Origin of the sequence: Mesorhizobium sp. M1A.F.Ca.IN.020.04.1.1 (assembly GCF_003997315.1) — a bacterium.
GTDB lineage: Bacteria > Pseudomonadota > Alphaproteobacteria > Rhizobiales > Rhizobiaceae > Mesorhizobium.
In genome coordinates this window covers 1-26,770 of record NZ_RZSN01000037.1, presented here as the reverse complement: position 1 = coordinate 26,770, position 26,770 = coordinate 1, and the positions used below count along the sequence as shown (strand labels likewise).

Below are 26,770 nucleotides of genomic sequence, written 5' to 3'. Positions count from 1 at the left end.
AGCGATCCCATGAACATCCTAGAACGTTATCGCGCCATGGAGTACGGCCCGGCGCCGGAAGCCCGCAACGAGGCCGACGCCTGGCTCGCCGGCCGCGATTTTTCCAGGGCGCTGTTCATCGACGGCGCCTGGAAGGCGGCGGCAAGCGGCAAGACTTTCGATACCAGCGAGCCGTCCTCCGGCAAGCTGCTGGCGAAGATCTCGGATGCCGGTGCCGGCGACATCGACGCCGCGGTTGCGGCGGCCGCAAAGGCGCTGCCGAAATGGTCGGCATCCTCGGGCTACGCCAGAGCCAAAGTGCTCTATGCCATCGGCCGCGCCATGCAGCGCCATCAGCGCCTGTTCGCGGTGTTGGAATCGATCGACAACGGCAAGCCGATCCGCGAGAGCCGCGACATCGACGTGCCGCTGGCGATCCGCCACTTCATCCATCATGCCGGCTGGGCGCAGACGCTCGAGAAGGATTTTCCCGGCCACAAGCCGGTCGGCGTCGTCGGCCAGGTCATTCCGTGGAACTTCCCGCTGCTGATGCTGGCCTGGAAGATCGCGCCCGCGCTCGCGGCCGGCTGTACGGTGGTGCTGAAGCCGGCCGAATTCACGCCGCTCACCGCCATACTGTTCGCCGAGATCTGCGAGCGCGCCGGCGTGCCGAAAGGCGTCGTCAACATCGTTCAGGGCGGACCGGAGGCGGGTGCCGCCATCGTCAACCATCCGGGCGTGCAGAAGATCGCCTTCACCGGTTCCTCCGAGGTCGGCAAGATCATCCGCAAGGCAACCGCCGGATCGGGCAAGAAGCTGTCGCTGGAGCTCGGCGGCAAATCGGCCTTCGTCGTTTTCGAGGATGCCGACCTCGACAGCGCCGTCGAGGGACTGGTCGACGGCATTTGGTTCAACCAGGGCCAGGTCTGCTGCGCCGGCTCGCGGCTCCTGGTGCAGGAAGGCATCGCGGAGGCCTTCATCGCCAAGGTCAAGGTCAGGATGAGCCGCCTGCGCGTCGGCAGCCCGCTCGACAAGAACACCGACATCGGGCCGCTGGTCGACCGCACGCAGCTCGACCGCGTCAAGGGCCTGATCGCCGAGGGCGCCAGGCAGGGCGCCGCTTGCTGGCAGCCGGACGCTGCCTTGCCGACGACGGGCTACTATCACTTGCCGACGCTCGCCACCTCTGTTTCGCCGGCTAATATCCTGGCGCAGGAGGAGGTGTTCGGGCCGGTGCTGGCGACGATGAGCTTCCGTAACACCGAGGAGGCGATCGAGCTAGCCAACAACACGCGTTACGGTCTTGCCGCTTCGGTGTGGAGCGAGAACGTCAATCTCGCTTTGCATGTCGCGCCGCAATTGAAGGCGGGCGTCGTCTGGGTCAACGGCACCAACATGTTCGATGCGGCCTGCGGCTTCGGCGGCTATCGCGAAAGCGGCTTCGGTCGCGAAGGCGGACGGGAAGGGATGTTCGAATATCTTGCCGCCAAGCTGCCGGTCGGCCCCGCCATCAAGCCGGCCGCAGTCGGCTCGGCGCAGGTCGTCGAGCAGGCTGACGGTATGGCCATCGACCGCACGGCAAAGCTGTTCATCGGTGGCAAGCAGGTGCGTCCGGACGGCAACTACTCGCTGACCGTCGCCACCGCCAAGGGCAAGCTTGCCGGCGAAGTCGGCCTTGGCAACCGCAAGGATATCCGCGACGCGGTCGCCGCCGCGCGCGCCTGCAAGGCCTGGCCGGACGCGACGGCCTTCAACCGCAGCCAGGTGCTCTACTACTTCGCGGAAAACCTTTCGGGCCGTGCCGATGAGTTCGCTGCACGCCTTGTCCAACTCACCGGCGTGACGGCGAAGGCAGCGCGCGAGGAGGTAGAGCAGTCCATCGAGCGGCTGTTCCTCTATGCCGGCCTCACCGACAAGTTCGAGGGCCGCGTCCACCAGCCGCCGGCCCGCGCCGTGACGCTTGCGCTGCACGAGCCTGTCGGCGTCGTCGGCATCGTTGCGCCGGACAATCAGCCGCTCCTCAACTTCGTCTCGCTGGTGGCGCCGGCGCTCGCCATGGGCAACGCCGTGGTGGCCGTGCCGTCCGAGCGTCACCCGCTTTTAGCCACGGATCTCTACCAGATCATCGAATATTCCGACATTCCGGCCGGCGCCATCAATATCGTCACCGGCCGCAGCGCCGAGCTCTGCGGCGTTCTGGCCAAGCACGACGACGTCGATGGGCTCTGGGTGTTTGCCGATGCCGACACCTGCGCCAAGGCGGAGGCCGATTCCATCGGCAACCTCAAGCGCGTCTGGACCGGCAATGGCCGCAGCCTCGACTGGACATCGAGCGAGGCGGCTGGCGAGGCCGTCCTGCGCCGCGCCATCGAGGTCAAGAACGTCTGGGTGCCTTACGGCGACTAAGCGCGTTCCAGACCGGGTCTGGTTTGACGACACTCGCGCCGCAAATTCGGCGCGTTTGCCGCAGGCTTCCAGGCTTGACGCATCGGCATGTGTTCTTTAACCAGAAAAAACAATTGGCCTGCGGAATAGCGGTCAGGCTCGCCTGGCACATTGCATCCCGTCTGGCCGCCACTAAGAAAGCTTGCGACACCGGAGGGAAGCATGGCGGATCTGGCAGGCAAAGTGGTCGTCATCACCGCGGCGGCGCAAGGCATTGGGCGGGCGAGCGCGCTGGCTTTCACCAAGGCCGGCGCCACCGTTCATGCCACCGACATCAACGAGCAGCTTTTGGCCCAACTCGGCAAGACTTCCGGCATAAAAACCCGCAAACTCGACGTGCTCGATGACGCAGCCGTGACATCGGCCTTCGCCGAGATCGGCCCGGTCGATGTTCTGTTCAATTGCGCCGGCTTCGTCCATTCGGGCTCGATCCTCGAAATGACGGATGTCGATCTCGACTTCGCCCTGAATCTCAATGTCCGCTCTATGATCCGCACCATCCGCGCCGTGCTGCCCGGCATGCTGGAGCGCGGCGACGGCTCGATCATCAACATGGCATCGCTGGCGAGTTCGCAGAAGGGCGTGCCGAACCGTTTCGTCTACGGTCTGACCAAGGCCGCGGTCGTCGGCCTGACCAAGGCGGTCGCCGCCGACTATGTGGCTAAGGGCATCCGCTGCAACGCCATCTGTCCGGGCACGGTCGAGAGCCCGTCGCTGCAGGACCGCATGCATGCGCAGGGCGATTATGAGGCGGCGCGCGCCGCCTTCATCGCCCGCCAGCCGATGGGAAGGCTGGGCACGCCGGAAGAAATCGCCGATCTCGCCGTCTATCTGGCGGGCGCCACCTACACTTCGGGGCAGGCCTACAATATTGATGGCGGCTGGTCGATCTGACGCCCGTTTCGAAAATTGGGGGCGGTTCGCAGTGCTAGTGGGCGAACAGGAAGATCGGATCGGGGCTACGCGTTCATCGGAAGCATCGAAAAGTCTGAAAAATCCAGCCTGCCGACCTACTGCGTGGAGTCCGCGCTTGCGGGGTACCAGGCTGATGGCTAGGGTCCGCCCGATTTTCGCATGAGGTCGTGGCGGAAAGTTTTGCAAATCGGTCTTTGGCCGCAAGGTGGAGAGAAAAGATGAAGTTGCTGCGCTATGGCGAGATGGGAAGCGAGCGTCCCGGCCTGCTCGATCAGGATGGCACGATCCGCGACCTTTCGGCCTATGTCGCCGACATCGCCGGCACGGCGCTGCATCCGGCTTCGCTGGAGATGCTGTCGAAGCTCGATCCGAAATCGCTGCCGGCTGTTTCCGGTAGCCCACGCATCGGAGCCTGCGTGGCCGGCACGGGGAAATTCATCTGCATCGGCCTCAACTATTCCGACCACGCTGCCGAGACCGGCGCCACCGTGCCGCCGGAGCCGATCATCTTCATGAAGGCGAGTTCGGCTATCGTCGGGCCGGATGACGACGTGCTCATCCCGCGCGGCTCGGTCAAGACCGACTGGGAGGTCGAGCTCGGCGTCGTCATCGGCAAGACGGCGAAGTATGTCAGCGAGGACGACGCGCTGGATTATGTTGCCGGCTATTGCGTCGCGCACGACGTTTCCGAGCGAGCCTTCCAGGCCGAGCGCCAAGGCCAGTGGACCAAGGGCAAGTCCTGCGACACTTTTGGCCCGATCGGCCCCTGGCTGGTGACCACGGACGAGATCGCCGACCCGCAGAACCTCAAAATGTGGCTGACGGTCAACGGCAAGACCATGCAGAACGGCTCGACCAAGACGATGGTTTACGGCGTGAAGTATCTGGTTTCCTATCTCAGCCAGTTCATGTCGCTGCATCCCGGCGACATCATCTCCACCGGAACGCCGCCCGGCGTCGGGCTGGGCATGAAGCCGCCGGTGTTCCTGAAGGCCGGCGACGTCGTCGAGCTCGGCATCGAGGGCATGGGCCAGCAGAAGCAGACCTTCAAGGCGGACGAGTAAGCGCAGACCTCGCCTTCTCCCCTTGTGGGAGAAGGTGGCCGCGAAGCGGCCGGATGAGGGGTGTTGGAACGATCTCTGCGTTGCAGAAGTAAGCGTCGCACTCCGCTGGAGCACCCCTCATCCGTCTCGGCGCTGCGCCCCGATCCACCTTCTCCCGCAAGGGGAGAAGGGGAGGCCGGCGCTACTTCAACACCCTTCCATCTGCCCCGAACCGATACGTCTTCGCCGGATCCGGCGTTGCATAGAGCGTCGCGCCCGGTTCGGCATTGTAGACGCCGAAGATCCGCACGGTGAGCAGCCCGGCCTTCTCGCAGTCGAGATAGAGATTGGTGTCGGCGCCGAGATGCTCGGCATGCACCACCGTGCCTTTCCAGGCGCCGGATTTTGCATCGACGGTCAGATGTTCCGGGCGCACGCCGACGGTCTTCGCCGTCTCGCCAAGCTTGGCGCCGTCGATGAAATTCATCTTCGGCGAGCCGATGAAGCCGGCGACGAATTCATTGGCCGGCGCATTGTAGAGCTCCATCGGGCTGCCGATCTGCTCGATGCGGCCGGCATTGAGCACGACGATCTTGTCGGCCAGCGTCATCGCTTCGACCTGGTCGTGCGTGACGTAGATCATCGTTGCCTTTAGCCGCCGGTGCAGCTGCGCGATCTCCAGCCTGGTGTTGACGCGCAGCGCCGCGTCGAGATTGGACAGCGGCTCGTCGAACAGGAACAGCTTCGGCTCGCGCACCACGGCGCGGCCGATCGCGACGCGCTGGCGCTGCCCGCCCGACAGCTCCGCCGGCCGCCGCTCGAGATAGGGCTCGAGCGACAGCATCGCGGAAGCGATCTTGATGCGGCGCTCGATCTCGGCCGAAGGCGTGCCGGCCTGTTTCAGGCCGAGCCCCATATTGTTCTTCACGGTCAGATGCGGATAGAGCGCGTAGGTCTGGAACACCATGGCGATGCCGCGTTTTGCGGGCGGCGTGACGGAGACGTCGTCGCCGTCGATCACCACGCGCCCGGAGGTCGAATCCTCTAGCCCTGCGATCACGCGCAGCAGCGTCGACTTCCCGCAGCCGGACGGGCCCACGAAGACGACGAATTCGCCGTCATTGACCTCGAGGTCGATGCCCTTCAGCACCTCGACCGGCCCGAATGCCTTCTTCACGTTCTCGATGTTCAGCGAGCCCACGGCTTCGTCCTTGTTCTAGAGTTTGATTGGCGCGCCGGTGCGCACGCTCTGGTCGGCGGCGAGGCAGACGGCGAGCGACTTCACCGCGTCCTCCATGTGGCGGCTCAGGTCGATGTCCTCGCGGATGGCCTTGAGCAGGAAGGCCTGTTCGAGGTCGCAGAGCTCCTGGTGCCCCGGCTCGCCTTTCATCGACAGCAGTTCGTCCTCTTTGATGAACTTGCCGTCCGGCCCGGTCGTGGCGCTGTGCAGGCGGATGGTCGAGGTCTTGGTATGGGTATCGATGTCGTCGGACTTCACGCCCTCCTTCATGACGATCGACACAGAGCCTTTGGGCGACATCACGTCCTTCACGAAGAAGGCGGTCTCCGAGATCATCGGTCCCCAGCCGGCCTCGTACCAGCCGACCGAGCCGTCTTCGAACAGCACCTGCAGGTGGCCGTAATTATACATCGAGGGCGCCACTTCATCGCTGAGCCGCACGCCCATGCCGCGCACCTCGACCGGTCTGGCGTCGGTGATCTGCAGCATCACGTCGAGGTAATGCACGCCGCAATCGACGATCGGCGAGGTGGTCTGCATCAACTGCTTGTGCGTTTCCCAGCTGTGGCCGGAGGACTGCTGGTTGAGGTTCATGCGGAATACGTATGGCCCGCCGAGCTTGCGCGCCTCGGCGATCAGCCGCATCCAGGACGGATGGTGGCGCAGGATATAGCCGATCACCAGCTTCCTGCCGTTGGCTTTGGCGGCATCGACGACGCGCCTGGCGTCCGCCACCGTGGTCGCCAGCGGCTTCTCGACGAAGACATGGCAGCCGGCCTCGAACGCCCGCACCGCATAGTCGGCGTGGCTGTCGGAATAAGTAGCGATGGCGGCGACGTCCGGTTTCTCGTCGCGCAGCACATCCTCGAAGGAGCGCCTGATGCGATAGCCCGCGAGCCCATCCGGCAGCGGCACCTCGGAACGGTTGACGAGCGCGGCGATCTCGAAGCCCGGATTGGTGTGATAGGCCAGCGCATGGCTGCGGCCCATATTGCCAAGGCCGGCGACGACGACGCGAAGAGGCTGTTCTGCACTCACTTGACGGCTCCTGACGTGATGCCGCGGATCAGCTGCCGCGAGAAGATGACGTAGAGGATCAGCACCGGCAGGATCGCCAGCGAGAGCGCCGCCAGGATCGCGTTCCAGTTGGTGACGAACTGGCCCAGGAAGAGCTGCGCGCCGAGCGTCACCGTCTTGGTCTCTTCCGACGGCGCCAGGATCAGCGGGAACCACAGGTCGTTCCAGATCGGGATCATGGTGAAGACGGCGACCGTCGCCATCGACGGGCGCACCAGCGGCAGCACCAGCCGGAAGAAGATCGTGTACTCCGACAGCCCGTCGATCCTGCCGGCGTTCTTCAGGTCGTCGGACACCTGCTTCATGAACTCCGACAGGATAAAGATGGCGAGCGGCAGGCCTTGCGCCGTGTAGACCAGGATCAGCGCCGTCAGCGTGTTGACCAGCCCGCTCGCCACCATCAGCTGCAGGATGGCGACGGTGCCGAGGCGGATCGGAATCATGATGCCGAGCGCGAGATAGAGCCCCATCATCGTGTTGCCGCGGAAGCGGTATTCCGACAGTGCGAAAGCGGCCATGGCGCCGAACAGAAGCACGAAGGACAGCGAGGCGACCGTGACGACGAGGCTGTTCTGGAAATAATGCAGAAAGTCGCCCTGGCCGAACACGGTGGTGTAGCCGATCAGGTCGAAGGTTTTCGGCGTTGGCGGCGTCAGCGGCGCGCCAAAAATGCCGGCGCGCGACTTGAACGAGTTCATGATGACCAGGATCACCGGGAACAGCGCGATCACCGTGTAGGTCAAAAGGACCGCATGGGCGCCGATGGTGCGGGGAAGCGAATGTGTTGCGGTGCTCATGGCGCGCCTCAGAACTGATAGCGACGCAGGCGCGTCTGGACGAGGAACAGGTAGACGCAGACGCCGGCGAGGATGATCAGGAACATGATCGTGGCGATCGCGGCACCCATGTTGGGATCGCCGACCTGCAGCTGAAAACCGAAGAAGGCGCGGTAGAGGAAGGTGCCGAGAATGTCGGTCGAATAATTCGGACCGGCGAGCGCCCCTTGCGCGGTGTAGATCAGGTCGAAAGCGTTGAAATTACCCACGAAGGTCAGGATCGAGATGATGCCGATCGAAGGCAGGATCAGCGGCAGCTTGATCTTCCAGAACTGCGCCATACCGGTGACGCCGTCGCATTCGGCGGCCTCGATCACCTCGTCCGGGATCGACAGAAGTGCTGCATAGATCAGCATCATCGGGATGCCGACGAACTGCCAGACCGAGACGAGGCTGAGCGCGGTGAGCGCATATTGCTCTTTGCCGAGCCACGGCGTGAACAGGCTCTTCAGCCCAACGAAGTCGAGCAGGTGCGGCGCCACGCCCCAGATCGGCGACAGGATCAGCTTCCAGGCGAAGCCGACGATGACGAAGGACAGGATCGTCGGCACGAAGATCGCGGTGCGATAGAAGGCGGCAAACCGCAGTCTCGGGCTGGACAGCAGCGCCGCCAAGAGGATGCCGATCGGATTCTGCACCAGCATGTGGATGATGAAGAACCAGACATTGTTCCTGAGCGCATTCCAGAAATTCACCGACCAGTTGGGATCGCCGAACAGCTTGTGGAAATTGTCGAACCCGACGAACACTTGCGCCTGGTTGATGTTGCGGAACAGAGAAAGCTGCAGGGTGCCGAACAGCGGCAGGATCATGACTGCCGTGTAGACCAGCACCGCCGGCGCCAGGAAGACGCCGATATGCCAGCGGATCGGTTTCTTGGGTCGTGTTTGTGCGGCCATGAGTTCGGTCCCCGCCGTCTCTCGGTTCCAGGTCGATGGTGCTTGGCTGATGCCTCGATGCACGGCGGCCTGACTGTCCCCATGATGCGAGGGGACAAGGCCAGCGACAGTGCGGCTTCGTCTTCCCGCAAGGGTGAGGGTAAGACCGAGAGGCGGCGCCGACAATCGCTATCTAGATCTGTCCGAAGGCCGGCCGGGCAGCTGCCCGGCCGGTTCGAATGGCTAAAGTCTTACTTCGCCGGCTTGTACCAGCTGTCGAGGCCGTCCTGCAGCTTCTTGGCCGCGGCTTCCGGCGTGTCGGTGCCGTTGATCACGTTGGCCGATTCGACCCAGGTCTCGTTCTCGAGGTTTGGCGTGCCGCGCGACAGGATCTGGTAGGTCGAGCGGATCGTCGACTTGCACTTGCCGCGCCAGGAGACGAATTCCTGTGCCAGCGGGTCCTCCATCTTCACCGGGGTGTTGTTCAGGCTGAAGAAGCCCGGCAACGCATTGGCGTAGATGTTGGCGAAGTCCGGCGAAGCGACCCAGGACAGGAACTTCTTGGCTTCTTCCGGGTGCTTCGAGGCTGCGTTCAGGCCCATGCCGATATCGGTGTGGTCGGAGATGTAGCAGGTGTCACCGGCCTTCTGCACGGGCGGCGGGAAGGCGCCCATCTTGAACTGCGCCTGGGTGTTGAACAGGCCGATCTCCCAGGAGCCAGCCGGGTAGATGGCGGCGCGGCCGAGCGTGAACAGGTTCTGGCTGTCCGGATAGGTCTGCGCCTCAAAGCCGTCGCCGAGATAGGGCTTCCACTTGGCCAGTTCCTTGTAGGGTTCGACCCACTGCGGATCGGTCAGCTTCTGCTCGCCCTTGATCAGCGCCTGACGGCCTTCCTCGCCCTTCCAGTAGTTCGGGCCGATGTTCTGGTAGCCCATGGTCGCGGCTTCCCAGAGATCCTTCGTGCCCATCGCCATCGGGATATAGGTGCCGTCCGCCTTGATCTTGTCGAGCACGGCGTAGAACTCTTCATTCGTCGTCGGCACCTTGAGGCCGAGCTTGTCGAAGGCGTCCTTGTTGTAGATGAAGCCGTGGATGACCGAAGCCATCGGCACGCAGAAGCTCGACTTTCCGTCGTCGGTCTGCCAGGCGGCCTTGGCGACCGGAGAGAAGTTGTCCATGCCTGGCAGCGACGAGAGGTCGGCGAGGTTGCCCTTCTTGAACAGCTCAAGCGACTTGTCGAAGGGGCGGCAGGTGATCAGGTCGCCCGCCGAGCCGGCAGAGAGCTTGGCGCCGAGTGCCGCGTCATACTCGGTCGGCGCCGAGGGCGCGAACACCACCTTGATGCCCGGGTTCTTGGCTTCGAAGGCCGGGATCAGCTTGTCCTTCCAGATGGTCAGGTCGTCGCCGCGCCAGCTCTCGATGTTGAGCGTGACGTCTTCGGCGAGGGCCATCCCGGTGGTGCCGAGAATGCTCGTGCCGATGAGAAGTGCCGTCAGTAGTTTGGTCGTCATGTCCAGTCTCCCTGTTGACCTTTTTCAGGTTCGGTTTTGATGAGAACAGCGGCTAGCGCGCCTTGCTCCCCTCGATCGCGGAAAGCGCCGGCCTGAGCTTCTGGCCGGTTTTTTCCAGTATCTTCTCGGCCGCATCGGCATTGGCAGCACCCGCGGCGAGCAGAATGGCAGTCTTGACGCCGCCACCGCTCTCTTCGAGCAGGCGCGCCGCATCTTCGCGGCTGCGTCCGCTGATGGCGGCCACCATGCGCACCGCGCGGTCACGCAGCTTGATGTTGTCGGCGGCAAGGTTGACCATGTAGCCGTCATGCACATGGCCGAGATGGACGGCAGCGAGCGTCGACAGCATGTTGAGCGCGATCTTTTGTGCAGTTCCCGCGCCCATGCGCGTCGAGCCGGCGATCAGCTCCGGCGGCGTCTCGAGCAGGATGGCGACGTCGGCCTCGCCGAACAGCGTCGCGCCGTTGTTGTTGGCTATCGCGATCGTCGCCGCGCCCCGGCGCCGGGCATCGCCGATCGCCTGGACGGCATAGGGCGTCGAGCCACTGGCCGAGATGGCGATCAGGCAGTCGCCCTTGCCGATATTGGCATTCGCGACGGCTGCCGCGGCTTCCTCGGTATCGTCTTCCGGTCCGCCGGCAAGCGTGTGGAACGCCTCGTCGCCGCCGGCGATCAGGATGGCGATGCGGTCACGCGCGATACCGAATGTGCCGGGAAGTTCCAGCGCATCGGCGACAGCCATGAGGCCGGAACTGCCGGCTGCCGCGTAGGCGAGCCTGCCTCCACCCTTCAATTGTCTGGCGACAAGCTCGGCGGCCTCGGCAATGGCCGGAATGGCGCCGTGCACGGCCCGGGCGGCCTCGATTTGCGCATTGGCGAGGAATGAAAGGATGGCATCCGGGGTCTGGACATCCAGCCCCGCGGCGTTCTGATGAAGCGCTTCCGTGCGCGTCTCGGCCATCCGCTTTCCTCCAACTGATCGAACAATACCAAAAAAATACCACTTGTCCACATCTCTCATTGCGTTTTCATGCTCCGGAGCGCGTCGGGAACAAATTTCCATGTCCTTTCAATCAAATACGCCTTAATCTTTTTTGAGCCGAAATTAACGCTTGGCTATTGGTATTTTATTGGTATTATCCGCGACGAGGAGAAAATCGCGTGAAATTCGTGCTTGGCATCGATGGCGGCGGCACAAGCTGCAGGGCGGCCCTTGCGACCGCCGACGGCGCTGTCGTTGGCCGCGCCAAGAGCGGCGCGGCCAATATCCGCACCGACCTTACCGGTGCGCGCGCAAACATCGTCGAGGCGGCAAGGCAAGCTTTCGTGGCCGCCGGTGAAGATCCGGAGCTGATCCCCGAGACGCCTGCCATTCTCGGCCTCGCCGGAGCCAATGTCGGCACCTACAGGCAGCAGCTGGAAGCGATCCTGCCGTTCAGCAAAAGCCGCGTCGAGACCGATGCCGAGATCGCGCTCGAAGGCGCCGTCGGCTCCGGCGACGGCGCCATGGCGATCCTGGGCACCGGCACCGCCTATATGGCGCGCAAAGCGGGCAAGTCGCGCGCCATCGGCGGCTGGGGTTTCCAGGTCGGCGACCAGGGCAGCGGCGCCCGTATCGGCCGCGACCTGCTCGAGCAGACGCTCCTTGCCTATGACGGCATCCGCCCCGGCTCGCCGCTGACGGATGCCATGCTTGCCGTCTTCCGCAACAATCCCGAGGACGTGGTCGAGTTCACCACCAACGCCAAGCCCGGCGACTTCGGCGGTTTCGCGCCAAAGGTCTTCGAGCATGCCGAAAAGGGCGATCTCGTCGCCAATTGGATCCTCGATAAGGTGGTTGCCGATGTCGAGGCTTCGCTCGGCGCCCTCGAACTCGCCGACGATGCGCCGCTATGCCTGCTCGGCGGCCTGGCGCCGCTCTACGCGCCGCGGCTGGCGGCGCGCTATCAGGCGCTGCTGAAGGCCCCGCTTGACGATGCGCTCGGCGGCGCGGTGCAGATGGCCGCGCGCATCTTCGCGGGCAAATCCGGAGGCGCCCGATGAGCGCCGCCGACCGGATTTTCGCCATGCTGCCGGAGGCGCCGCCATGAGCGCCGCCGACCAGATCTTCGCTATGCTGAAAGAATCCTCGCAGAGCGGAGCGCCGCTTTACCTGCAGCTGAGAAAAAGCATCGAGGAAGCGGTCAATCGCGGCCTGATCGGGCCGGGTGACGCGCTGCCGTCGGAGCGCGATATAGCCAGCAAGGCCGACATTTCGCGCGTCACTGTGCGCAAGGCCGTGCAGGATCTCGTCAAAGGCGGCATCCTCGTCCAGCGCCATGGCTCCGGCACCTTTGTCGCCCCGCGCATGGAACGTGTCGAGCAGTCGCTGTCGCGGCTCACCTCCTTCACCGAGGATATGGCGCGCCGCGGCATGGTCGTGCGCTCGGCCTGGCTCGACCGCGGCCTCTATGCGCCCTCGCCGGACGAGATGATGGTGCTCGGCCTGTCGTCGAGCGAGCTGGTGGCGCGCGTGGCGCGCCTGCGCATCGCCAACGACACGCCGCTGGCGATCGAGCGCGCCGCGATTTCGGCGAGCGTGCTTCCCGACCCCGAAGCGATCGGCTCCTCGCTCTACGCGGCGCTGGAACTGACCGGCAACCGCCCGGTGCGGGCCGTGCAGCGCATTTCGGCCGCCAATCTCGGCGACGGCGACGCGCGCCTTCTCGAAGTGCCGCCGGGGGTTGCCGGCCTGCACATCGAACGTATTTCCTATCTGGCGAGCGGCAAGGTGATCGAGTTCACGCGCTCGATCTACAGGGGCGACGCCTATGACTTCGTCGCGGAACTCCGGCTGACCGGGCCGGGAGAGGAGAGCCGGCCATGAGCGCAACCGCCACCCACATGCGGCGCGAGATCGAGGAGATCCCGCAGGCCACCGCCCGCCTGCTGGACGGCTCAGCCAACGTGCTGGCCGAGGCCGGCCGCGGCCTTCGCGAGCGCGATCCGCATTTCGTCGTTACCGTGGCGCGCGGCTCGTCCGACCATGCCGCCACCTTCATGAAATATGCCGTGGAGCTGACGGCCGGCCTCGCCGTCGCGTCCGTCGGCCCGTCGATCGCTTCCATCTATGGCGCGAAGCTGAGGCTGCGCGGCTCGGCTTGCCTGGCGATCTCGCAGTCGGGCAAGAGTCCCGACATCGTCGCCATGGCCGAAACCGCGAGTGCCGGCGGCGCGCTCACCGTCGCCATCACCAACACCGCCGACTCGCCGCTGGCGCGCGCCTCGGACTACGCCATCGACATTCTCGCCGGCCCGGAGCGCAGCGTCGCGGCCACCAAGACCTTCGTCAATTCGGCCGTCGCCGCCCTGGCGCTGATGGCGCACAGCACTGGCGATGAGGCGCTGCTTGCTGCGCTCGCCCGCCTGCCGGAGCATTTCGAGAAGGCGATCGCCTGCGACTGGATGGCGCTCGCCGCGGCGCTCGAGTCCCCGCGCTCGCTGTTCATCCTCGGCCGCGGCCCATCCTTCGCGATCGCCAGCGAGGCGGCGCTGAAATTCAAGGAAACCTGCGCCATGCATGCCGAGGCCTATAGCGCCGCCGAGGTCATGCATGGGCCGCTGGCGCTGGTCGGGCCGGGCTTCCCGGTCCTGGCGCTTGCTGCCCGCGACGCGTCGGAGCCTTCGGTGGCCGAGGCCGCCGATAGCTTGACGGCCAAAGGCGCGGCCGCTTTCGTCACCTCCGACAAGGCGAAGGCAGCCAGGCGGCTGCCGTATGTCGCAACCGGCCATCCGTTAACCGATCCGCTGCCGCTGATCGTGTCCTTCTATGGCTTCGTCGAGGCCTTCGCTCGCCATCGCGGCCTCGATCCAGATGCGCCACGCAATCTGCGCAAGGTGACGGAAACCGTATGAGCGACCGTTTCGCCCTCACCGGCGCCCGTATCTTCGACGGGGCCGACTGGCACGACGATACGGCCCTTGTCGTCAAGGACGGCGTGGTCGAGGCCATTCTGCCCGCCGGCGCCGTGCCGTCAGGCGTCTCCCATATCGAGACCGGTGGCGGCCTCTTGGTTCCCGGCTTCGTCGACATCCAGGTCAATGGCGGTGGAGGCGTTATGCTCAACGACCATCCCGATGTCGCCTCGATCGAGACCATCTGCCGGGCGCACGCGCCCTTCGGCACCACGGCGCTCCTGCCGACGCTGATCACCGACACGCCGGCGATCACCGCCGCGGCGGTCGACGCCGGCGCCGAGGCCGCCCGGAAGAAGGTGCCGGCTTTTCTTGGGCTGCATCTCGAAGGCCCGCATCTGTCCGTCGCGCGCAAGGGCGCGCATGATCCGGCTCTTATCCGGCCAATGACGGACGCTGACCAGGCTGCGCTGGTCGCGGCGCGTCAGGGCTTGCCGGTGCTGCTCACCACGGTCGCACCGGAATCGGTCCAGCCGGCCCGGGTCACGGCGCTGGCCGCGGCCGGCATCGTTGTCAGCCTCGGCCACTCCGACACCGGCTATGCCACGGCAACGGCATTCGCCGAGGCCGGCGCCACGGTCGTCACCCATCTCTTCAACGCCATGAGCCAGATCGGCAATCGTGAGCCGGGACTGGCCGGAGCGGCGATCGACACCGGCAGCTTCTACGCTGGCATCATCGCGGACGGAATCCATGTCCATCCCGGCACCATGACGCTTGCACTCAATGCCAAGAAAGGCCCGGGCAGGATCCTTTTGGTCACCGACGCCATGGCGACGATCGGCACCGACATGACATCCTTCACCCTCAACGGCCGTACCATCTACCGCAAGGACGGGAGTCTCAGGCTTGCCGACGGCACGCTGGCCGGCGCCGATCTAGACATGATTTCCGCCGTGCGCTTCGTCCATCGCGTGGTCGGGCTCGATCTCGACGAGGCGCTCCGCATGGCCTCGCTCTATCCCGCCGAAGCGATCGGCCAGGCGCATCGCCTCGGCCGCTTCGCCAACGGCACCGCAGCGGACATTGTCGGGCTGTCGGAAGACCTGGACGTCAAGAATGTCTGGATCGGCGGCGAGAAGGTTTTTGCGGCGTAGGCCTCTTCCTTCGTCATCCTCGGGCTTGACCCGAGGATCCATGCCGTGACCTCTGCGGTGGGGCGCAACGGTGCAGAATTCTGTAATCGTTGCACGCTTTGGCGTTAAGGCATGGCTTCCAGGGTCTTCCCGCGTCGCTTCGCTCCTTGCTCCGCCCTAAAATGACGAAGCTGCCGGGCGTTTGCACTAGTCCTAGCTCTGCGGTCTGGATTGGTAGATATCCTTGTACGCCTCGCGCAAAACGTTCTTCTGCACCTTGCCCATTGTGTTGCGCGGCAATTCGTCGACGAAGATCACCTGCTTTGGATGCTTGTATTTGGCCAGCCGCCCGGCAATGGCGTCGGCGATATCGGCTGCGCTGATTGCCGAGCCCGGCTTGCGCACCACGACCGCCGTGACGCCTTCGCCGAAGTCGGGATGCGCAACCCCGATCACCGCGCTTTCGGCAACGCCGGCAAGCGCGTCGATCTCGCTCTCGATCTCCTTGGGATAGACGTTGTAGCCGCCCGAGATGATCAGGTCCTTGCCGCGGCCGACGATGTGGACATAGCCGCCGGTGTCGATCAGGCCGAGGTCGCCGGTGATGAAGAAGCCGTCGTCGCGGAATTCGGCCTTGGTTTTCTCTGGCATCCGCCAATAGCCGGCAAAGACGTTCGGGCCCTTCACCTCGATCATGCCGATCTCGCCCTGGGCTAGCGGCTTGCCGCTTTCGGGGTCGGCGACGCGCAGCGTGACACCCGGCAGCGGAAAGCCGACCGTGCCAGCGCGCCGTTCGCCGTCATAGGGATTGGAGGTGTTCATGTTGGTTTCGGTCATGCCGTAGCGTTCGAGGATGGCGTGGCCGGTGCGCTCGCGCCAGGCATTATGCGTCTCGCTAAGCAACGGCGCCGAACCGGAGATGAACAGCCGCATGTGGCTGGCCGCATCCTTCGTCAGGCCCTGCTGCTGCAGGAGCCGCACATAGAAAGTCGGCACGCCCATCAGCGCGGTCGCGCGCGGCAGAAGCGAAATCACACGGGCCGGGTCGAACTTCCGCTCGAACAGCATCTTTGCGCCGGCCATCAGGATGACGTTGGTCGCGACGAACAGGCCGTGCGTGTGGAAGATCGGCAGCGCGTGGATGAGCACATCATCGCCGCTGAAGCGCCAGTAATCCACCAGCACGCGCGCGTTGGAGGCGAGGTTCTCGTGGCTGAGCATGGCGCCCTTGGAGCGGCCCGTCGTGCCAGACGTGTAAAGGATGGCGGCAAGATCGTCGGGGCCGCGCTCCAGATCCGCAAAATCCGCCGGCTGCAGCGCCGCACGGTCCGCAAGCGTGCCCTGTCCGTCGCGGCCTAGCGTCAGCGTCGCCGCCCCCGCCGATGCGGCAAGCGGTTGCACATCCTTCACCTTTTCCGGATCGCACACGACCAGCCGCGGCTCCGCGTCGCGGAAGAAATAGTCGAGCTCCGGCAGCGTATAGGCGGTGTTGAGCGGCAGGAAGACGGCGCCGGCGCGCAGACAGGCGAGATAGAGGAGCAAAGCTTCAGGGGTCTTCTCCACCTGCACGGCGACGCGATCGCCGGGCAGCACACCAGCGGCGACCAGCGCGTGCGCAAACCGCGCGGACCGCGCCAGCATGTCGGCATAGGAAATCGAACGCCCGTCATCCGTCTCCATCAGCACTTGGCCAGGCGCCGGCATGCTGGCGCGAAACGCGTCGAACAGGTGATTGGTCATGTCGTCCCCCGGCGTCGAAAGCTCGGCCAGAGCGAATATCAGATTTGTCAGCGATGGGCAGCTATTTGCGACCGCGCGCGGCCTTGCCTGCGCGAGCCCGCGGACCGTCGCCTGGGCTGAGCTGCGCCATGCACATCTCCGCCGTCAGGCGGTAGTGACTGAGCAAGGCCTCGACCGCGCCGTCGGCGTCGCCGTCCATGGTCCGCTCGGCAATCGTCCGGTGCTCGCCGAAGTCGTCGCGTTCGGAGCCGGGGCCGCGCTGCGAGATCAGCCGGTAGCGGGAGGCCTGGTCGGAAAGCTGGTCGCAAAAGCCGATCAGCCAATGCGAGCGGCAGGCGCAGATCAGCGCGCGATGAAAGGCGCGGTGCAGCTTCTCCCATTCCGGATTGTTGGTTGCCGGGTCGTCGGGCCGGCGGCGTTCGGCGCGCGCCAGGCGGTGCAGGGCGAGCACCAGCTGTTCTTCCCATTCCGCCGTTCGGTGCGCAATGGATTCGCGTAATGCGCGTTCTTCCAGCCAGCACCGCGTGCGGGTGAGCTCCTCCAGCTCGGTCGCGTTGACCGGCATCACGAAGAAGCCGCGCTGGTCGTGGCGGCCGAGCAATCCCTCGGCGGCCAGACGGTTCAGCGCCTCGCGCACCGGCGAGGCGCCGGCGCCATACCGGGAAACGACCCATTCGACGCGCAGCTTGCCCTCGGCTTCCAAAGCTCCCCGCAGCAAGTCCTCGCGGAGCTGATGGTAGACCGAACTGGCCAGCGTGCTCTTGGCACCCTTGCCTTCGCCCGTATCGGCGTTCCCGTATGGCAATTTGACTCCTATTGCCGGCCCCTGTTTTGCAGGGCCCCTCGGCCAAGCAATTTCATACGATGTATCTTGCAGCCGAGCACTGCCGCCTAAAAACGTATGATGGCGATATTCGTACTTTAAGACAAGGCGGGGTCAATTATCGAATAAAGTAAAATCCACTTGAAAAAAGGCTGACGTCAGTGGGAGACTTGACATAACTCGGTATACTGAACAGCCCTTAGTTAGCGAGGCGGCTTTTGGTAGGAACGCACTGTCGACGTCTTTAACGGGCGGCCTTGTCGGCGGCTGAGCGGATCGCTTCGATATTTGCCCGATAGGTTTCTACTGTGCCGCCTTTGAAAATGGCCGCGCCGGCCACCAGCACGCCGGCGCCGGCGGCCGTCACCAGCGGCGCCGTTTCCGGCGAGATGCCGCCGTCGATCTCGATGCGGATCGGGCGCTCGCCGATCAGCGCCTTGACCTTTCGCACCTTGTCGACGATCGCCGGGATGAAAGCCTGGCCGCCGAAGCCGGGATTGACGGTCATGATCAGGATGAGGTCGAGCCGGTCGAGCACATATTCGATCGCCGTTTCCGGCGTCGCCGGGTTGAGCGAGACACCGGCCTTCTTGCCGAGACCTTTGATGGTTTGCAGCGAACGGTCGAGATGCGGGCCGGCCTCGGCATGCACCGTTATGCCGTCGCAGCCGGCCTCGGCAAAGGCCACCAGGTAGGGGTCGGCAGGCGCGATCATGAGATGGCAGTCGAAGAAGGTTTTTGTCCGGTTGCGGATCGCCTTAATCACCGGTGGGCCGAAAGTGATGTTGGGCACGAAATGGCCGTCCATCACGTCGAGATGGATCCAATCGGCTCCGGCCGCCGCGACCGCTTCGACCTCGTCGCCGAGCTTCGAAAAGTCCGACGCCAGCACCGATGGTGCGATCAGGGTCTTCTTGCTCATGAAAGGCTTCTCCCGGCATCCTCATCGGCGCGCTGGGCTGCGCGCTGGCACGCGGGTCTGCCTAGACCATCGTCCGGCTAAGGGGAAGCGTGTTTTCCGCTTCGCTCGAGGGGCGCGCAAAAACGCGAGCTGCGATGCGGGAAAGAGAGAACCCGCTGGATTTCTCCGGCGGGTTCGCGGGCGCGGTAGTGATGGGCTGCCTTACTGAAGGTTGTCAGTCGCCGGGTTCCGCTGCAGCCTTGGTTGGCTTCTTGGCACCAACTGCTGCAGGATATTCGGATTGAGCAGCAGGTCCGGATCGATCTCCAAGCCTGGCCGCCTGCGGATCGGGAAGCAATCCGGATACCGGCCGGCCGTTCCGACCGGGCAGCGCCGCCTGATGATCGGCTGGCACATGCCATCGATCATCTCCGAGCCCGGCGCGCATTCAGCGTCTTCGAACCTGCCGCATCTACCTTCGATCACTTCGGTGCCGCGTGGACACACGCAGACGCCGCGTTTGTTGAGGAACTGGCCGCGGATGGAGCATGCTTGCGGCTTCCTGACCGGCACGCAGGCTTTGCCCTTCAACGCCGTCCCCCTCGGGCAGACGCAATCGCCATCGGCATTGCGCACCTGGCCACGAATGCGGCACTGGCTGGGCGGCTGCTGCCTGTCGGGCACGCAAGCCTTGGCGGCGCGGTCGACATGCGTGTCCTTGGGACAGGCGCAGCCATCCGGTGTTGGCACGGCGCCGCGGATCGTGCATTTCGGCGGAGCGACCCGGCAGACGCCGTTCACCAGCTCGCCGCGCCGGCATACGCAATTGCCGTCCTGGTCGCGGTACTGGCCGGGACGCAGCGTGCACTGCGGTTCCTGCGGCTGCTCGCTCTGAACGCATCTGCCGTTTTCCAGCTCGGTGCCGCGCGGGCAGACGCAGCGTCCGTCCTCGGTCCGGATCTGGCCCTTGAGCAGGACGCAGCGCTGCGGCACTGGCAGCGGCAGAAGCTTGGTGCCGCCGGACGAGCACTGACCGTTGCGGAATGTGGTGCCGTCCGGGCAGGCGCAGCGGCCGGCCGAGTTGAGCACCATGCCGCCCGAACACTGGTTCTTGACCTCACGCTTGATGGTGAAGGGGTGGCATGCATAGGCCTTGCCGCGGTCGCCTTGCGCGTTGGCTGGGGCGCGCGACAGCACATCGCCGCCGCCCTGCACCGGCGTGTTTGGCGAGAGCACCCCGACGCAGTTCTGTCCGCTGACCGTACCCCGCAGAGTGGCAAGGCGCGCGTCGTCGGGAAGGACCACTGTGACATGATGCGTATGGCTTTCGCCGGCGCCCAGCGCCAGATTGGCGATGCAGGACGCCGGCAGCGTCGCCGGCTCCGGCGAGCAGCCGAAAGGCGGGTCGATCGCGGTGATCTTGACACCCTCCAGCCTGCCGAGACCGTCGATGCCGACCGCATCGCCGATGCGGACCGGACCGGAGAAGGCATTCGGCCCCTCATTCGTGATGGTGATCTCGAACGAGCAGGGCGCGCCTGGCTGGCATTCGCTGTCGCCGGTCTTCTCGACGCGGATCGTGGAGGCCCCACCGCCTTTCGCGCAAGCCTGGCCGATCGGATAGACGATGTCGTCGCGGGGCGCCGGCCCAAAAGAGCCGCGCGCGCAGTTCTCGAACGCGTCATTGCCGCCGACCGTCACGTCGAAGTGCCGGCTGGTTCCGGGCGCCATGACGGCGCCGGCAATCTGGCAAGACAGCGTGTTGGCGGGCACTGGCCCGCAGTTCCAGTCGGCGCCGTCCGGGGTCACGGTCCGGATAGCGACCGGCGCGCCGCCAGACACCAGCGTGGCGGCATCGTTGACCCGCACCGGACCGGTGGGGGCAGCAGTGCCGGCATTGGTCACGGTGATGCGGCAGGATACCGAAGACGCACCGGCCAGCGAGCTCTCGCACGCCTTGGTGATGCGCAGGCCGGGCTTGGCGCCATTCGGACGGCGGATGCGCTCGGTCGCGCACGCCTTGTTGTTCGCGAGGTCGACCTCGCCGGCAATGGCCTTCACCTCGGCGCAGTTCTCGACCGTGTCCGCCCGGTAGTTTGCCGGCATGACCGCCTTGACCACGATGGGCGTCGAGGCGCCCGGCGGCGGCGAGATGCCGGCATTGTCGCAGCGGAACTGGCCGGGGCCGTTCGGCAAGCAGGTCCATGGCGGGCTGGGCCCGAAGGCCGAGGAGGTCGGCGCGTCGCCCGGATAGGTGTCGATCACGGTCAGCGGCCCGTGATAGGTGCTGGTGCCGTTGTTGATGATATCGATCACGAAGCTGCAGATGCCGTCCGGCGTGCAGACCTGCATGCGGGCGCGCTTCTTCAGCATCAAGTCGACCTTCTTCTCGGCCGCAGGCTGGCACTGCGGATCGCGATCGCCACGGCGGCAGACCGGGATCGAGGCGCAGCCGCGATCGTTCTGCTGGCTGCCGAACAGCGGCTTGCCGCTCGCCTGGTAGTCATAGGCGGCGCAATTGCGCAGCACGCTGCCCTGCCAGCCGCCGGCCGGCTTGAAGCCGAGCTTGAGGACGGCGGAGGCGCCCGGGTTGAGCGTGGTTGCCGGATGGGTACAGGTCATCGGCGTCGTCCCGGGCGCGCAGACCCAGGGTGGGTTCGGTCCCGACGACAGCGCCGACCCGGCCGGCAATGTCACCTCGTCGAGCACGATCTTGCCGTTATCGGGCGCATCGCCGACATTGGTGACCGTGATGGTGAAGTCGCAGCCGCCGGACATCGTGCAGCGCGGCACCTCTGCCCACTTCTCCACCTTGAGGTCGGGCTGCTTTTCGGGCGGGCACCTGAGATCACGCGGAATGTCGATGTCGATCTCCTGCGTGCAGCAAAGTCCCCAGCCTTCCTTCGGCCCGGCATAGGTGTCGATGCCGGTGACGACGAGATGGATGGCCTCGCCCGGCGAGGCGCCGCTGATCTTCCAGTTCAACACGCCGCCGCCGGCAGGTACCTGCTGGGTGTCGGTGGCGATGGTGATGCCGGGTGTCGTCGTCGACAGCTGCACCCATTTGCCGGCCATCTCCGGACCGACCGGCATGTGATAGATGAAGGCGCCGCCGCCGGGCACGCAGTCGACCGTGCCGCGTTCGACCTTGAAGCATTCCTTGCTGGGAGGCGGAGGCGGCGGGTTGCACTTGCTCAGGTCGATCGTGATCGAGGTTTTCACGCCGGTGAGGAAATCGGCGTCGTCGGGCTTGTCTGGATCCTGCGAGGGGATCGTGGTTGCCGGGCCGCCCCTGAAGGCCACCTTCATCTCACCCTGGTTATCGACCGTTGCCGGCGCGGCGAAGGCGGCATGCTCTATCTTGGCCGTGATCCGGAAAGTGATCACGCGTTCGTCGGCAGCGCCGACGCCGTCGAGGTTCGAAGCGCTGATCCGGAAATTGGAAACGCTTGCCGTATCATTTGGACCGGCCGATGTGCTGATCGAAGCAGCGGGCAGCGGTCCGCCGGAAGCGCCCGTGCCGTCGCCGACGACGTCGACGCTGACGATCTGCAAGCCGTGCGGCAGCTGGTCCTTGAAGTCGAGCCTTGTCGCCTTCAGAAGGGCCGCCACGCTTGGCCGGTCGAAGTCCTGCGGGTCGCCATGGATGCCGAAGCTCAAGACGTATTCGACGCTATCGCAGCCTCTTAGGGCACCCTTCTTGGTGAAGAAGGGTATGATCCGCCCGAGCTCCGGATTGATGCCGCGCGATCCAGCCGTGATTTCCGGATTGGCGATCTGGCCAGCCGGTGCCTTGTCCTGCGCAACCGCCGGCACTGCCGGCATCATGGCGATCGCGACACCGGCCGCCATCAGCCAGCGTGCGCCGCGCCTGGCGTGTGACAGGGGTTTTATGACCGTGCCCATGACGGTTTTGCGCGGGGCAGGGCGGGAAAGGACGAGACCGCTCATCTGTCCCTCCTCGGCGCTTCGCACTCGACGGCCGGCGTCCTGAGCGGCAGCGTCATCTTGCAGCAAGGATAGTAGCCGCCCTTGTCCCGGTCGGACTTCCGGTAGAAGCAGAGCCCGACATTGACGGTGTCGCCCGGATTATGGCCGGTGATGCCGATCGTGTAGGGCTTGCCCGGCGCATGCGACATGGGTGAGGTCACCCCGACACCCGGTGTCTTGGACAAAGCCTTGATCGAATCGCCGCCAAAGCCGGCGTGGTCATCGAGATAGAGGTCGGCCCGGAGGCCGCGGGGTGTGCAGAAATACTGCACGTCCTCGACATCGAGGCATGGGGGCAGGTTGCCGGGCGGAGGGAAGTCCGGCGGATAGACGGGAGGCAGGAAGCCGCCGGGGATTTCCTCATAATAGCCGGCGCGGCCCTCGCAGGGGCGCCAGACCCGGACGTCGCCGACATGGCCCTGGACGTCCGGGTCTTCGAAATAGCCGTCGAAGTCGACGAACCAGGAGCCGAAGGGCGGCACGTTTACCGGCTTGACCAGCTTGCTTGGCGTGAGCTGGATGCCATGCACGGCAAGCGGCCCGCCGGCGGCGAGGCGCTCGGCAAGCTCCGGATTGTCGCGCAATTTGTCGCCGGTGTTCACGACCGTGTCGGTGCAGACCGAGGTGTCAAGATTGCCTTCGGGGTCGTAGCGGTATTGCAGGTCGACGCCGCCTGCCGACTGCCGGTTGCCCTGCGGGAAGCCGACCGCATATTCCTGCGGCACCTCGGCCCAGACCGATTCCGTTGCCGGATCGTCCGGATCCTCGCGCTGGTAGCGGATCACCTCGCCTTTGCCGGTATCGGCGAAGCGGCTGTAATCGTAGCGGTTCTCGACCGGGCCGCGCTGGGCGAGATACATGAAACCCTGATTGTCGAAGGCGATATCGGTGACGGCATAATCTTGGTCGGCCTTGACCGTCAGTTCCCAGCGCGGATCGCGGCCAAAACCCCCGTCGCTTGCAATGCCGACCGACCAGATTTCGGCTTTCTCGCCTACGGAATAGTAGAGCCGCCCGCCATGGTAGGCGACAGCCCAGACGCGGCGCGCATCCTGCGTATAGCCCCAGGTTCGGAGGTCTTCTGAATCGAAGGCCGCGTCGTGGATGTCCATCACGGCGCCGTCGTCGGCGACCGGGGCGAGCCCATGCGCGGGACGCCCGGCAATGCCATGGTCGAAGCTGTCGATCAGATTGCCCTCGATATCGATGCGGTGGATGAGCCCGGTATCGAGATCCGAAGCGAAGAACTCACGATGGGTCGGATCGAAGGCGAGGTTGCCGATGCCGGGCCCGCTGTTGGTGTCGATGTCGGCGAATTTCGAGACGGCGCCCGAGATACCGTCGATCTTCCAGATGGTGCCCGGTCCGCCGCCATTTTCGATGCCGAACTGGCCGTTCATGAAGACAGCGCCGGCGGCGCCGCGGCGCTGTCGCTCAGGCCGCCCGTCCTCGTCGGCGTCCGGCGTGACGATCTCGATGCCGTGCAGCGAGGTCGCCGCCGTATAGAGGTTCGGAATGCCCGACGGCACGCCATCGCGCACGCCGTCGTCATAGGTGAGGCCGAACACCTCGCCGATCTGGCCGGCTGTCACCTCGAAGGGCGGCGGCGTGTAGACGAGCTGGCCCGAAGCTGGGCCGCCGAGTTGCGAGACGTTGAAAATGCGCAACGAGGCCTGCGAAGTGTCGATGAAGGTTTCGTCGACCGGGTCGACGCCGGGCGGCAGGCCGCCCTTTTCGGAATCGGGAGAGCCGAAATCCGGGATGATCGTGCCGGGGAAGCCGGTCACCGCCATCGAGCCCGGATAGATGATCTGGGTTTCCTGAGCCTTTGCCGCACCGCCGAGGCAAAAGCCGGCAGCCAGTGCCAGGGCAAGCATTCCGCTGGTGGCCACGATCGCACGGCGCAAACCGCCGCCGCGAAAAGACACGAACGAGCCGCGGTCGCGAGACATTGAGCTCCCCCCGAAGTCTTCGGAAGAACCCTCCGATTTCGCCGCGCAAAACAAGGTAAGTCGCAGCGTTCCGGCTCGTTCGTCCCTGATAGAATTGTCTGTTTTCCGCCTGTTCACGATACGCCGGGTGCCTGGCAGGGTCAACGGAATCAGCCGAAAGCCGAGCGCGTCGTATCCATCCCGAAGCCGATGATCGCGCCGAGCTCCTGTTGCTTCCTCGGACCACCGCGGCTCTGGATTTCTGATCATACGGGCTCGCTTTCCGGCCCGCGCCATGCGGCGCCTGGCCGTCAGTCGCAGGCTGAGGCGGAAAGGTTCAATGCGGTCTAGAGCAATTCGAGAAAAAGTGTGAGCGGTTTTCCGTCCGGAATTGCGTCAGAACAAACAAGCCCGAGCATTTCGTCGTTTCCGTGAAACGGTGAAATGCTCTAGGCGTCCGGCTGGTAGAGCTGTCTTTGCCCGTCTCATGCAAGTCGCCGAAAAGAGAGCAGCGATTTTGGCATCAGCCCCGAAGCGCGGCGCTTGAATTCTCGACGCGACGCGTTTTGGCAAAATCACCAGATCCACTCGCCTCTGCCGAGCACGGAGACCGCCTCGACGATGCGGGTGAAGCTCGCGCGAGCACGACCGACCGTATGCCGGGCTCTCAAATAGCTGTGCACCAGCCCCTGTTCTTCGAACCAGTAGGCATACCCGCCGGCCGCGACGACGCGGTCGCGATAGGCCTCGCCGTCTGAGGACAGCGGGTCGCATTGGGCAGTGATCAGCACCGTCGCCGGGAGATAGGCGAAATCGGCGTCGGCGAGCGGCGACAGCGTGATGTCGCCGGTCCGGTCCACGCCGCCGGTGCGAATGTTCAGGTAAAATTCGATATCGCGCAGGGTCAGCATCGGCGCGTCAGCATGCGCCACATAGGAGCCGCGCGAGCGGTCGCCCCCGAGGCTGGGATAGATCAGCACCTGGCCGGCCGGCTTCTTGACGTGACCGCGCGTTGCGTGGGCAACGGCGGCGCAGAGGTTTCCGCCGGCGCTGTCGCCGCAAAGCAGGACAGGGCAATCATAGGTCTTGGCGGCCCATTCAAAGGCGCTTAGCACGTCGTCGAAGGCGGCCGGATGCAGATGTTCCGGCGCCAGCCGATAATCGACCGAGACCACCTCGTAGCCGGTGCGGGCGCACAGCTCGGCGCAGACATCGTCATGGCTGTCCAGCCCGCCGAGGATGAATCCGCCGCCATGAACATAGAGCACCATTGCGGCGCTGTTCGTTTCCGCGTTGCTATAGATGCGGATCGGGATGCTGGCGGTCGGCGTGGCGATGGCGGTCGTTTCGACCGTCACGCCTTGCGGATAGCCGGCGAAGAACTCGCGGCACATCCGGTCGTAGATCGCCCGCTGCTCTGCGATCGTGTAGTCGATCGTGTCGGGCGGGTAATAGGAATTGGTCTTCTCGATGAAAGCCCAGGTCTCGGCGTCGATGAGGGTCTTGTAGTCGGTCATAGCGCTTGGGCCGATCTCGAAGGTCGAGCCTGAGCACCCCCCTCTGTCCTGCCGGACATCTCCCCCGCAGGGGGAGGGATTGGCAGCTTGGGCGCCGGCGATCCACCTGCGACGCTGGCAATTGGCGAAAGCGACCGTGACATCCGATCTCCCCCCTTGCGGGGGAGATGCCCGGCAGGGCAGAGGGGGGTGTGACGGAACGCCATCGTCTGCGGCCTATCTACCCTTCCACACCGGATCGCGCTTCTCCGCAAAGGCGCGGAAGCCTTCCATATTGTCCTCCGAGCCGTAGAGGATATCGACCGTCGGCAGTTGCCTGCGCGTCACCTTGTTCATGGCCTCCTGGAAAGTCAGCGCCTCAGCCACGCGCGCCGTCTCCTTGATCGCGGCGAAGACCAGCGGCGGCCCGCTGGCCAAAAGCCGCGCGATTTCCCAGACGCGGTCCTCCAGCTTCTCCTTGGGCAGCACCTCGTTGACCAGGCCCCAGCGATGCGCTTCCGCCACATCCATCCAACGGCCGGTGAGGAGAAGGTCCATGGCGATATGGTAGGGGATGCGCTTCGGCAGCTTGATCGTCGCGGCGTCGGCCAGTGTGCCGGCGCGGATCTCGGGCAGCGCGAAGGAAGAATGGTCAGAGGCGTAGATCAGGTCGCAGGAAAGCGCCAGCTCGAAGCCGCCGCCCACCGCCATGCCGTTGACGCAGGCGATCACCGGCTTGTTGAGGTCACGCAGTTCCTGCAGCCCGGCAAAGCCGCCGACGCCGTAGTCGCCGTCGACCGCGTCGCCGGCCGCAGCCGCCTTCAGGTCCCAGCCGGCGCAGAAGAACTTGTCTCCGGCCGTCTTGACGATGGCGACGCGCAAGCCGGGATCGTCGCGGAACGCCTTGAACGTCTCGCCCATCAGTCGTGAGGTCT

20 protein-coding genes are annotated in these 26,770 nt (G+C 65.1%); 7 read left to right on the top strand and 13 right to left on the bottom strand.

The window, feature by feature from the left end; translation table 11 throughout:
* Positions 1–9: 9 nt before the first annotated feature.
* From EOA49_RS10710 to EOA49_RS10700, 3 genes are all read left to right on the top strand, one after another.
* Positions 10–2,385: an aldehyde dehydrogenase family protein gene (locus EOA49_RS10710; RefSeq protein ID WP_127243147.1), complete on the top strand. Its 2,376-nt coding sequence runs from the start codon at positions 10–12 to the stop codon at positions 2,383–2,385.
* A gap of 201 nt (positions 2,386–2,586) precedes the next feature.
* Positions 2,587–3,318: an SDR family oxidoreductase gene (locus EOA49_RS10705; RefSeq protein ID WP_127240432.1), complete on the top strand. Its 732-nt coding sequence runs from the start codon at positions 2,587–2,589 to the stop codon at positions 3,316–3,318.
* 239 nt (positions 3,319–3,557) lie between these two features.
* Positions 3,558–4,403 (top strand): fumarylacetoacetate hydrolase family protein, encoded by an 846-nt coding sequence (locus EOA49_RS10700; protein ID WP_095799123.1) that lies wholly within the window; start codon positions 3,558–3,560, stop codon positions 4,401–4,403.
* Positions 4,404–4,584: 181 nt separating this feature from the next.
* On the opposite strand, the gene EOA49_RS10695 is transcribed toward EOA49_RS10700, so the two are convergent.
* The 6 genes from EOA49_RS10695 to EOA49_RS10670 form a co-directional block, all read right to left on the bottom strand.
* Positions 4,585–5,583: an ABC transporter ATP-binding protein gene (locus EOA49_RS10695; protein WP_066996130.1), complete on the bottom strand. Its 999-nt coding sequence runs from the start codon at positions 5,581–5,583 to the stop codon at positions 4,585–4,587.
* A gap of 15 nt (positions 5,584–5,598) precedes the next feature.
* The gene (locus EOA49_RS10690; protein ID WP_127240433.1) at positions 5,599–6,660 is read right to left on the bottom strand and encodes a Gfo/Idh/MocA family oxidoreductase; all 1,062 of its coding nucleotides are present in this window, start codon (positions 6,658–6,660) and stop codon (positions 5,599–5,601) included.
* Positions 6,657–7,496: a carbohydrate ABC transporter permease gene (locus tag EOA49_RS10685; RefSeq protein WP_127240434.1), complete on the bottom strand. Its 840-nt coding sequence runs from the start codon at positions 7,494–7,496 to the stop codon at positions 6,657–6,659. The genes EOA49_RS10690 and EOA49_RS10685 overlap by 4 nt, the downstream gene beginning before the upstream one ends.
* 8 nt (positions 7,497–7,504) lie before the next feature.
* Positions 7,505–8,434, bottom strand: a complete 930-nt coding sequence (locus EOA49_RS10680; RefSeq protein WP_095799125.1) for a sugar ABC transporter permease — start codon at positions 8,432–8,434, stop codon at positions 7,505–7,507.
* A gap of 230 nt (positions 8,435–8,664) precedes the next feature.
* The gene (locus EOA49_RS10675) at positions 8,665–9,924 is read right to left on the bottom strand and encodes an ABC transporter substrate-binding protein (RefSeq protein ID WP_067324040.1); all 1,260 of its coding nucleotides are present in this window, start codon (positions 9,922–9,924) and stop codon (positions 8,665–8,667) included.
* A 52-nt stretch (positions 9,925–9,976) separates the two neighbouring features.
* The gene (locus EOA49_RS10670; RefSeq protein ID WP_127240435.1) at positions 9,977–10,885 is read right to left on the bottom strand and encodes an N-acetylmuramic acid 6-phosphate etherase; all 909 of its coding nucleotides are present in this window, start codon (positions 10,883–10,885) and stop codon (positions 9,977–9,979) included.
* Positions 10,886–11,085: 200 nt separating this feature from the next.
* On the opposite strand from EOA49_RS10670, the gene EOA49_RS10665 reads away from it, so the two are divergent.
* Genes EOA49_RS10665 through nagA form a run of 4 tightly spaced genes read left to right on the top strand, consistent with a single transcriptional unit; the run spans position 11,086 to position 14,975 of the window.
* Positions 11,086–11,967: an N-acetylglucosamine kinase gene (locus tag EOA49_RS10665; protein WP_127240436.1), complete on the top strand. Its 882-nt coding sequence runs from the start codon at positions 11,086–11,088 to the stop codon at positions 11,965–11,967.
* Positions 11,968–12,010: 43 nt separating this feature from the next.
* Complete coding sequence (locus EOA49_RS10660; protein ID WP_067324046.1) at positions 12,011–12,790, top strand: GntR family transcriptional regulator; 780 nt, start codon at positions 12,011–12,013, stop codon at positions 12,788–12,790.
* A complete protein-coding gene (locus tag EOA49_RS10655; protein WP_127240437.1) occupies positions 12,787–13,818 on the top strand; it encodes an SIS domain-containing protein in 1,032 nt (343 codons plus the stop codon). The genes EOA49_RS10660 and EOA49_RS10655 overlap by 4 nt, the downstream gene beginning before the upstream one ends.
* On the top strand, positions 13,815–14,975 hold the full coding sequence (gene nagA, locus EOA49_RS10650; RefSeq protein WP_127240438.1) for an N-acetylglucosamine-6-phosphate deacetylase: 1,161 nt from the start codon (positions 13,815–13,817) through the stop codon (positions 14,973–14,975). The genes EOA49_RS10655 and nagA overlap by 4 nt, the downstream gene beginning before the upstream one ends.
* A 192-nt stretch (positions 14,976–15,167) precedes the next feature.
* Here the strand turns inward: nagA and EOA49_RS10645 are convergent, their stop codons facing one another.
* The 7 genes from EOA49_RS10645 to EOA49_RS10610 all read right to left on the bottom strand — a co-directional run.
* Positions 15,168–16,694, bottom strand: a complete 1,527-nt coding sequence (locus EOA49_RS10645; RefSeq protein WP_127243146.1) for a malonyl-CoA synthase — start codon at positions 16,692–16,694, stop codon at positions 15,168–15,170.
* A 61-nt stretch (positions 16,695–16,755) separates the two neighbouring features.
* Positions 16,756–17,499: a GntR family transcriptional regulator gene (locus EOA49_RS10640; protein ID WP_127215649.1), complete on the bottom strand. Its 744-nt coding sequence runs from the start codon at positions 17,497–17,499 to the stop codon at positions 16,756–16,758.
* 262 nt (positions 17,500–17,761) lie between these two features.
* The gene (gene rpe, locus EOA49_RS10635) at positions 17,762–18,439 is read right to left on the bottom strand and encodes a ribulose-phosphate 3-epimerase (protein WP_127215648.1); all 678 of its coding nucleotides are present in this window, start codon (positions 18,437–18,439) and stop codon (positions 17,762–17,764) included.
* Between the two features lie 201 nt (positions 18,440–18,640).
* Complete coding sequence (locus EOA49_RS10630) at positions 18,641–22,369, bottom strand: DUF11 domain-containing protein (RefSeq protein WP_127243145.1); 3,729 nt, start codon at positions 22,367–22,369, stop codon at positions 18,641–18,643.
* Positions 22,366–24,636, bottom strand: coding sequence for a hypothetical protein (locus EOA49_RS10625; protein ID WP_164746912.1), 2,271 nt, complete (start codon positions 24,634–24,636; stop codon positions 22,366–22,368). The genes EOA49_RS10630 and EOA49_RS10625 overlap by 4 nt, the downstream gene beginning before the upstream one ends.
* Before the next feature lie 278 nt (positions 24,637–24,914).
* Positions 24,915–25,856 (bottom strand): alpha/beta hydrolase, encoded by a 942-nt coding sequence (locus tag EOA49_RS10620; RefSeq protein ID WP_127241596.1) that lies wholly within the window; start codon positions 25,854–25,856, stop codon positions 24,915–24,917.
* Positions 25,857–26,072: 216 nt separating this feature from the next.
* Positions 26,073–26,770: carnitinyl-CoA dehydratase (locus EOA49_RS10610; protein ID WP_127243144.1), on the bottom strand; the 698-nt coding region annotated here is incomplete at its 5' end.

Coding starts and splice junctions, on each gene's coding strand:
- EOA49_RS10710 (WP_127243147.1), top strand. CDS start 10: ATGAACATCCTAGAACGTTATCGCGCCATGGAGTACGGCCCGGCGCCG.
- EOA49_RS10705 (WP_127240432.1), top strand. CDS start 2,587: ATGGCGGATCTGGCAGGCAAAGTGGTCGTCATCACCGCGGCGGCGCAA.
- EOA49_RS10700 (WP_095799123.1), top strand. CDS start 3,558: ATGAAGTTGCTGCGCTATGGCGAGATGGGAAGCGAGCGTCCCGGCCTG.
- EOA49_RS10685 (WP_127240434.1), bottom strand. CDS start 7,496: ATGAGCACCGCAACACATTCGCTTCCCCGCACCATCGGCGCCCATGCG.
- EOA49_RS10680 (WP_095799125.1), bottom strand. CDS start 8,434: ATGGCCGCACAAACACGACCCAAGAAACCGATCCGCTGGCATATCGGC.
- EOA49_RS10675 (WP_067324040.1), bottom strand. CDS start 9,924: ATGACGACCAAACTACTGACGGCACTTCTCATCGGCACGAGCATTCTC.
- EOA49_RS10670 (WP_127240435.1), bottom strand. CDS start 10,885: ATGGCCGAGACGCGCACGGAAGCGCTTCATCAGAACGCCGCGGGGCTG.
- EOA49_RS10660 (WP_067324046.1), top strand. CDS start 12,011: ATGAGCGCCGCCGACCAGATCTTCGCTATGCTGAAAGAATCCTCGCAG.
- EOA49_RS10655 (WP_127240437.1), top strand. CDS start 12,787: ATGAGCGCAACCGCCACCCACATGCGGCGCGAGATCGAGGAGATCCCG.
- nagA (WP_127240438.1), top strand. CDS start 13,815: ATGAGCGACCGTTTCGCCCTCACCGGCGCCCGTATCTTCGACGGGGCC.
- EOA49_RS10645 (WP_127243146.1), bottom strand. CDS start 16,694: ATGACCAATCACCTGTTCGACGCGTTTCGCGCCAGCATGCCGGCGCCT.
- rpe (WP_127215648.1), bottom strand. CDS start 18,439: ATGAGCAAGAAGACCCTGATCGCACCATCGGTGCTGGCGTCGGACTTT.
- EOA49_RS10630 (WP_127243145.1), bottom strand. CDS start 22,369: ATGAGCGGTCTCGTCCTTTCCCGCCCTGCCCCGCGCAAAACCGTCATG.
- EOA49_RS10625 (WP_164746912.1), bottom strand. CDS start 24,636: ATGGCGCGGGCCGGAAAGCGAGCCCGTATGATCAGAAATCCAGAGCCG.
- EOA49_RS10620 (WP_127241596.1), bottom strand. CDS start 25,856: ATGACCGACTACAAGACCCTCATCGACGCCGAGACCTGGGCTTTCATC.